General features: G+C 32.1%; 1 protein-coding gene. It reads left to right on the forward strand.

Going from position 1 to position 1,500, the window contains the following annotated elements; translation table 11 throughout:
- The coding region (locus tag CDZ78_RS19245; RefSeq protein WP_140414234.1) for a 3'-5' exonuclease at positions 1-1,293 on the forward strand (1,293 nt) is incomplete at its 5' end.
- Between the last annotated feature and the right edge of the window lie 207 nt (positions 1,294-1,500).

A 1,500-nucleotide genomic window follows, 5' to 3' on the forward strand; every position in this document is an offset into this window, starting at 1 on the left:
GAACACTCTAATATCGCTAGAACCTATCAGGTTATGTATAAGCATGTATGTGTGGATGAGGCTCAAGATTTAAATAAAGCGCAATATGAATTAATCAAAGTGTTTTGTGGTGATAAAATTAAAAGTGTTTTAATGGTGGGTGATCCAAATCAGATGATCTATGGTTTTAATGGATCAAAAGATTATTTTGAAAAAGATTTTGTTGATGACTTTCTCCCTCAAAGCTTTACGTTAAAAGAAAATTATCGAAGCACTAAAGCCGTAATAGACCTTGCAAATAAAATAAAACCAAATTCACAAATTAAACATAAAATGGCTTTTCCGGGCTGTGCAAAAATTCAACCGTGTATAGATGAAGAAGTCGAAGCTAATTGGATTATACTAGGCCTTAAATCACTGCTTGATGCTAAAGAACATAATGAGATAGAAGGTCAAATAACCTTAAGTAAAATGGTAGTTATTGGACGTAATAAATTTGTATTTAATAAGCTTGAAGAGAAATTAATAGAGAATGATATTCCATATTATTTCAATAAAGGCGAAAGGCAAGCAGAACCAGAATCGCTGTTTGGTAAAATTCTTGATTATGCTATTCGATTAAAGTTAAACCCTAAAGATTGGATTGATGGGAAGAGGCTGTGTTCAATTCTAAAAGTTAAACAACCTAAACAATGGAATGAAAATAACTTATTAGAAAAATGGTCTAATTCCGTTAGAGCATCTAATCTACCTTTAACTGAAATACAATATTATCTTCTTCAAGAAATTAACAGTTTAAATCAAGAAGAACCTAACATTAGAAAATTTTGCAAAAAACTTGAAGATAAACTCAAAGAATATAAAACCGAAAACTTAAATGAACCTGAACAAAATGAACTTGCTTTGAGTCTGCAAGAATTAGCAATATTCCTTAAACGTTGGACTAGTTTCAAAGGTAAAGGCTTAGGCTCAACCTTAAAGGCTTTTAGAAATGCCATGACTCTAGGAAAGCTTGATACTGATATTCAAGGTCAAGGTGTAACACTAAGCACCGTTCACACTATGAAAGGGCTTGAAAAGGATATCGTTTTCCTGATTGGTATGTGTGACGGTGTATTTCCCGATTATAGAGCGACTAGCCCAAAAGATTTAAACGAAGAACAAAATAATGCATTTGTTGCCGTAACAAGAGCGAGAAGGTGGTTGTACATAAGTTACCCTCAAAATCGTATGATGCCTTGGGGAAATAATAAGTACCACATAATATCAAGGTTTTTTAGTACATTGCCGACAAGTCCATTAATAAACAATTAATTTTTTATTAATGTAGTTGGGTTAGTCGTATCAGTAACCTAGTACTAAATAATAGTTGTAAATATCCTTCTTAATATTTAGAACAATATAATTAAACTACCCCTAAAAACATATATATATTATTTTTAGGGGATTTAAAACCCTATTAGCAATTTCGAGGGTTCTGTCGCAAAAGTTTATCGTGCGCATAAAAACCGGTCATAACCG

It is taken from the genome of Bathymodiolus platifrons methanotrophic gill symbiont, from assembly GCF_002189065.1.
Lineage (GTDB): Bacteria > Pseudomonadota > Gammaproteobacteria > Methylococcales > Methylomonadaceae > Methyloprofundus.